The sequence below is a fragment of the Frondihabitans sp. Leaf304 genome (assembly GCF_001423105.1).
Classification (GTDB): Bacteria; Actinomycetota; Actinomycetes; order Actinomycetales; family Microbacteriaceae; genus Frondihabitans.
In genome coordinates this window covers 565,884-572,302 of record NZ_LMNV01000002.1, presented here as the reverse complement: position 1 = coordinate 572,302, position 6,419 = coordinate 565,884, and the positions used below count along the sequence as shown (strand labels likewise).

The 6,419-nt window shown below is 68.5% G+C and carries 3 protein-coding genes; 2 read left to right on the top strand and 1 reads right to left on the bottom strand.

Translation table 11 applies throughout. From position 1 onward, the window contains the following. Positions 1 to 82: 82 nt before the first annotated feature. A complete protein-coding gene (locus ASF54_RS02510; protein WP_055958428.1) occupies positions 83 to 3,562 on the bottom strand; it encodes a DNA polymerase III subunit alpha in 3,480 nt (1,159 codons plus the stop codon). Between the two features lie 97 nt (positions 3,563 to 3,659). On the opposite strand from ASF54_RS02510, the gene ASF54_RS02505 reads away from it, so the two are divergent. Continuing rightward, positions 3,660 to 4,718: an FUSC family protein gene (locus ASF54_RS02505; protein WP_055958426.1), complete on the top strand. Its 1,059-nt coding sequence runs from the start codon at positions 3,660 to 3,662 to the stop codon at positions 4,716 to 4,718. 223 nt (positions 4,719 to 4,941) lie between these two features. Next, positions 4,942 to 6,318 (top strand): glucose-6-phosphate dehydrogenase, encoded by a 1,377-nt coding sequence (locus ASF54_RS02500; RefSeq protein WP_055961889.1) that lies wholly within the window; start codon positions 4,942 to 4,944, stop codon positions 6,316 to 6,318. Positions 6,319 to 6,419 lie beyond the last annotated feature (101 nt).

Below are 6,419 nucleotides of genomic sequence, written 5' to 3'. Positions count from 1 at the left end.
GGGTGCTGCAGCACCCGCCGACTCCTGGAAACACCCGCCGACCCGGCCGGGCGCGATCATGGGCCGACCCGGCCGGGCGCGATCACGGGCTGACCAGGCCGGCGTCGAGACCGTCGCTGACCGAGGCGTCGACCCCCTCGCCGAGCGAACCGCCCGCAACCCGCCCTGCCTGCCAGTCTCGCCAGAGCGTTTTTAAATCCCACGCGTTGTCGGCCTCGAGCGAGATGCCGCGTTCGCCCGTGCGCCTCGTGCGGCCCTGGATCAGCAGCAGCTTCGTGCCGAACAGGAGGGAGCCGGCGCGATTCTGCGCCTCTTCGAAGAAGGTCGAGTCGGAGCACCCCGACCCGTCGTCGAGGCTGATGAAGACGACGCGCTTGCCGCTGCGCATCGGCGGCGTCTGCGTGGCGATGCGGATTCCGGCGACGAGCACGGTCGTGCCGTTCCAGTTGTTCCGCAGGTCGGCGGCTCGGATCACTCCGAGGTCGTCGAGCATCGGCCGGTAGCTCTCGATGACGTGCTCGCCGACCTCGAGCGAGAGGATGTCGAGCTCGCGGCTGACCCGCTCACGGACAGAGACGTCGGGGGTGCCGATCGGCACCGACGACGATTCGTCGACGTCGAAGTCGAGCTGGTTGAGGGCGTCGGTGGCCTTCGGGCGGGAGGCTCTGCCGGTCAGCTGCCGAATTCTCGCCAGGACGTCACCCCGCGTGCGCCCCTCACCGCCGAGGGAATCGAGGGCGCCCACCTGGCCGAGCCGCTCGAAGAGCCGTCTCGACGGGGTCGCCCTCTGGTAGAAGTCGGCGATCGAGGTGAAGGGGCGGTTCTCGAGGATCCGGGTCACCTCGGCCTCCGTGATGCCCTGCACGTCGACCAGAGAGAGACGAATGCCGAGCTCGCCGGGGTACGAGCGGGCGACAGGGGTGCGCGGGGGCTTCACCCGCTCGACGTGGAAGACGTCGCTCGACGCATTGACGTCGAGCGGCAGGACGGGGATGCCCATGCGTTTCGCCTCGGTCAGCAGCAGGCGCTTGGGGTACATGCCGGGATCGTGGGTGAGGATGCCGGCGAGGAACTCGGCCGGGTAGTGGGTCTTGAGCCAGGCGCTCTGATAAGTGGGCAGGGCGAAGGCGGCGCCGTGCGCCTTGCAGAAGCCGAATGACCCGAAGCCCTTGAGCACACCCCAGATGCGATCGATCTCTTTCTCGGTGAACTTCGAGCGGCCCTGCGCGTCGCGGTTGTCTCGCGTCTTTTGCCGGAACTCGTCTTCGAGGTCGTCGCGCTTCGTCATGGCGCGTCGCATCTCGTCGGCCTCGGCGAGCGAGATGCCCATGGTGGCGTTCAAAATGCGAAGCACGTGCTCGTGGTAGATCACCACCCCGTAGCTGTCTTGGAGGAACTCGGCGAACGAGGGGTGCAGATAGTCGGGCTGCTGAAAACCGTGCTTGGTGTCGAGGTAGGGCGCGACCATGTTGCCCTTCATCGGGCCGGGCCGGAACAGCGAGATGTCGGCGATGAGGTCTTCGTACTGGTCGGGCTGCATCTTGCCGATCAGCTCGCGCTGCCCGGGACTCTCGATCTGGAACATGCCGAGGGTGTGGGTGGTGCGGATCGCCTCGTAGGTGGGCTCGTCGTCATGGGGGATCGCGTCGAGTTCGATGCGGCCCTGCCGGTTGACGTAGGGCACATCGAGGGGGAGTGCACCGGCGAGGGCCGTGCGCGGGCCGTTGATGCGCTCGATCTCGTCGAGCGCGAAGGCCATCGACGACTGCATGCGCACGCCGAGCACGTCGAGTTTGAGCAGGCCCGCGTCGTTCATGTCGTGCTTGTCGAACTGGCTCATCGGAAGCCCCATGCCGCTCGGCTGCACTGGGGTCATGCTGAGCAGGTCGGAGTCGCCGAGGATCACGCCGCACGGATGCATCGAGATGTGCCGGGGGAGTCGGTCGAGTCGCTCGGTCAGGTCGACGAGCAGCTCGATCTGGTCGTTTTCGCGAGCGAGATCGGCGATCTCGCGCAACTCGGGCTTCTCGGCGAGGGCGGTGCGGAAGTCGCGGGCGTTCGATCGCCAGACGTTCTTCGCCACCAGGTCGATCTGCTCGTCGTCGAGGCCGAGAGCGAGCCCTGCGTCGCGGACGGCCCCACGCCCGCGGTAGGTCGACTGCATCGACATCAGGGTGACCCGGTTGCTGCCGTAGCGGTCGAAGATGGCCCGGTAGATCTCGTGTCGCCGGGCCGACTCGACGTCGATGTCGATGTCGGGGAGCGTCTCGCGCTTGTTGCCGAGGAACCGCTCGAACAGGAGGTCGTGCTCGAGTGGATCGACGTTGGAGATGCGCAGCAGGTAGGTGACGAGGCTGCCCGCGCCCGACCCTCGGGCGGCGTTCCGCACCCGCATATCGCGCATCAGCTGCGAGACGTCGGCCACCGTGAGGAAGTAGCTCGCGAACCCGAACCCGGTGATGGTCTTCAGCTCGTCGCGCATGCGTCGCTCGAGCTTCTCGCGCTTCGCCATCGACACGTCGCCGAACCGCTCGGTGATGCCCGCCTCGGAGCGACGCCAGAGCACCTGGTCGGGGTCGCCCTCGACACCGATCGCACTCAGCTCGGGAACCTTCGGGCGGCGCCAGCCGAGATCGGCGTCGGGGTCGAGGCGGCAGCGATCGGCGAGCTCTTCGGTTGCGGCCAGCATCTCTTCGGCACTGCGCCGATCGAGTGACGAGACGCTCGCGATCTGCTGTGCCAACTCACGCATCGCCCCGGGGCCTTTGAGCCAGGCCTGGGCGTTGGGCTGCGGTTCGAACGACCCGAGGGCGGCAAGATGCCCCGCGGCGTCGAGCACGTCGGCGGTGACGGCGCCATCGGGTTCGAGGTAGCGAACCGCGTTGCTGAGGATCGCCGGAACGCGGGCGGCGTCAGCCAGTTCGAGCATGCGGGCCGCGTGCCGCAGAGAACGGCTTTCGCCGGGTTCGGTCAGGTGGCAGACGACCTCGACGACGACACCGCCCGGCAGAAGGGTCTTCCAGTCGTCGAGCAGTGCCATGGCCTTCGCGTGATCACCACGTGACACCGCCCGGCCGACATCGGAGTCGGGACCGAGCAGCACGGTGCCGGCCGGACCGTCGTCGCCCAGCAGGAAGGCTCGGAGCCGTGAGCGGGCGATCGTCGCAACGCTGTTCGCGGTGCCGCTCGTCTTGCGTGTGGCTCGACCGTGCGCCGCACTGATGAGCCGGCAGAGGGAGGCCCACCCGGCCCCCGCCGCCACACCACCGGCGGGGGAGCCGTGAGCGAGCACCACGATGCGATCGGTGTCGGCCGCCGACCGGCCGCGTGCCGACCCGCCCTCGGCATCGGACAGGACGCCGAGCTCGACCCCGACGATCGGATCGATGCCCGCAGCCCGGCAGGCGCCGACGTGCCGGATCGCTCCGTAGAGACCGTCGCGGTCGGTGATCGCCGCCGCATCGGCCCCGCTGGCTACGGCTTGCGCGACGAGATCCATCGGCGTCGCCGTGCCGAAATGAGCGCTGAACGAGGAGGCCACGTGCAGGTGCGTGAATGCCATGCGACCCCTCTCGTTCGAACGTGTGTTCGAACAGTGTAGGTCACGCGACCGACACGGATCAACGAGCTCACAGGCCGCCGTATGGCAGTCTGTCGTGATGCCTTCACCGGGAAATCGACGCGCCCTGAGACTGCTGGCGCACCCCCGGATCCTTCTCGCCGTCAAAGCGGCTCTCGCCGCGGCGCTCGCCTGGTGGATCGCGCCGCACGTGCCGGGCACTGCTGCCGACTACCCCTACTACGCGCCGCTCGGGGCCGTCGTGAGCATGTATCCGACGGTGAAGGCATCGCTGACGCAGGGCATCCAGACACTCGCCGGGCTAGTGCTCGGTATCGGCCTCGCGGCGGTCGTCGTGGCCCTCGGCAACCCGACGGTGCTGACTGTCGCCCTGGTGATCGGCGTCGGCGTGCTGCTCGGCGGGCTGCCGCTGCTCGGGGCCGGTCGCGACTGGGTGCCGATGGCCGGGCTGTTCGTGCTGCTCATCGGTGGCTCCGACAGCGAGGACTACTCGTGGGGCTATGCGGTGCAGATGCTCGTCGGCATCGTCGTGGGCGTGGTGATCAACTTCACGGTCGTGCCCCCGCTCTACTCGGGTGACGCCCGTGATCGACTGCAGCGCCTCCACTCCGAGCTGGCCGACCGGGCCGACGACCTCGCCGGAGTGTTCCGCGCCGACTGGCCCCTCGACGGCGACGAGTTCGAGAGCCGCATCGAATCGCTGCCCGTGACACTCGCCCGGGTGCGAGCGGCCGTCGACTACGGCGACGAATCGCAACGGTGGAACCCCCGCCGCCGACGCCGGATCGACCTCAGCGACGACCGCGACCGGCTCCGCATCGCCGAGCGGATTGCCTTCCACCTGCGCGACGCCGCCGAAGTGACCGGCGAGCTGGCACGACGCGGCGCCGATCCCGACCGGCGGGTCGAGAGCCCAGGATCCGCGGTCACCGACCCCCTCGCCACGTTGTACGCCGCCCTCGCCGACGCCATCCGGGTCCACGACGATCGCGCCCGGCCGATCTCTCGGGCCGAGGCCGCCCTCGACGACGCCTGGTCCGCTCTCGACGCCGGCACGAACCCCTCGCCGCGCCGGGTGGCGGAAGAAGCGTCGGTCGCGCTGTCGGCGTCGCGGATCCTCGTCGCCCTGGCAAGCTGACCGGGTGACACGCACCACTTGACCGATGCCGACACGATCAGGCGCGGAGCAGTACGGTTGACGCTGGCATCGTGGCCTCTCGCGCCCGTGACCGCACCCGACCTCCGCCGGGAATTCTCGCCTGACGAGCGCGTTGAGACACATGGCCCGTTTCTACGGGCTTCACTTCGGAAAGGACGTCCATGAATTCCCGCACCGCGACTCGCCCCGAGCAGACCGTCTGATGACGGAGACGAGCACACTCATCATCCTCGGCGCTTCCGGTGACCTCACCGAGCGCCTCCTCCTCCCCGGTCTCGCGAGCCTGCTCAAGAGCGACCGCGGCGTCGACGTCAAGCTGATCGGGACGGGCCGCTCCGAGCGCTCGACCGACGAGTGGGACGACGTCGTCAAGACGGCCTTCAACGGCGACGCCGGCAGCGACCTCGCCAAGCGGACCCTCGCCTCCAGCGAGTACATCCAGGGCGACCCGACCGACCCCGAGCACCTCAAGAAGCTGTTCGCGGCCTCCGAAGGCGCGCCGGTCATGTACTTCGCGCTTCCGCCCGCCATCTCGACCAAGGTCATCAAGGCCCTGGAAGAGATCGATGTTCCCGACGGACTCCGCCTGGCACTCGAGAAGCCCTTCGGCAGCGACGAGCAGGGCGCCCGCGACCTGAACGAGGAGCTCCTCAAGGTCATCCCCGAAGAGCGCATCCACCGCACCGACCACTTCCTCGGTCGCTCGACGGTGCTCGACATCATCGGCCTCCGCTTCGCGAACCGCCTCTTCGAGCCGGTCTGGAACGGCGACAACATCGAGAAGGTCGAGATCTTCTACGACGAGGTCCTCGGCCTCGAGGGTCGCGCGCAGTACTACGACAAGGCCGGCGCCCTGATCGACATGATCCAGAGCCACCTGCTGCAGGTGCTCGCGATCATCGCCATGGACGCCCCGTCGTCGATCGACTCGATCGAGCTCCGCAGCGAGATCGCCCGCGTCCTCCGCGCCACCTGGGTGAAAGACAACGATCCCGTCGCCTCCAGCCGCCGCGGCCAGTACGCCGCCGGCACCATCGACGGCAAAGACGTTCCCGCCTACTCCGACGAAGACGGAGTCGACAACGAGCGCCAGACCGAGACCCTCGCCGAGGTCGAGTTCGAGATCAAGACGCGTCGCTGGGCCGGCGTGCCGTTCATCCTGCGCTCCGGCAAGGGCATGACCAAGGTGCGCAAGGAGGTGCTGATCACGTTCAAGCCCGTGCCGGTGCTTCCCGCAGGACTCAAGGGCGCCTCCAGCCCCGATACGCTGCGCATCGAGATCAGCCCCGAGACCCTCGAGCTCGGCGTCACCACCAACGGCCAGGGCAACCCGTTCTCGCTCGAGAAGTCGGTCTTCAAGACCGACCTCGGCAAGCCCGAGCTGACCCCCTACGGCGAGGTGCTCTCGGGCATCTTCCACGACGACCCGACGCTGTCGATCCGCGGCGACGTGGCCGAGCGCTGCTGGGCTATCGTGCAGCCGGTCATCGACGCGTGGCAGGCCGACGACGTGCCGCTCGAGAAGTACCCCGCGGGTTCGTCCGGGCCGGAAGGCTGGACCACCTCGAAAGAGGCGTGACCCTCGCGCGTCTGATGTGACGCGAATCGGCCAAAGCGACGTGGCGTGCCATGGCGCTTTGGCCGATTCGTGTTTGCAAGCGCGTGCGTCTGCGGACGCGG

Bases quoted from the DNA above. Each gene is read 5' to 3' on its own strand.
- ASF54_RS02510 (WP_055958428.1), bottom strand. From the start codon at position 3,562: ATGGCATTCACGCACCTGCACGTGGCCTCCTCGTTCAGCGCTCATTTC.
- ASF54_RS02500 (WP_055961889.1), top strand. From the start codon at position 4,942: ATGACGGAGACGAGCACACTCATCATCCTCGGCGCTTCCGGTGACCTC.
- ASF54_RS02505 (WP_055958426.1), top strand. From the start codon at position 3,660: ATGCCTTCACCGGGAAATCGACGCGCCCTGAGACTGCTGGCGCACCCC.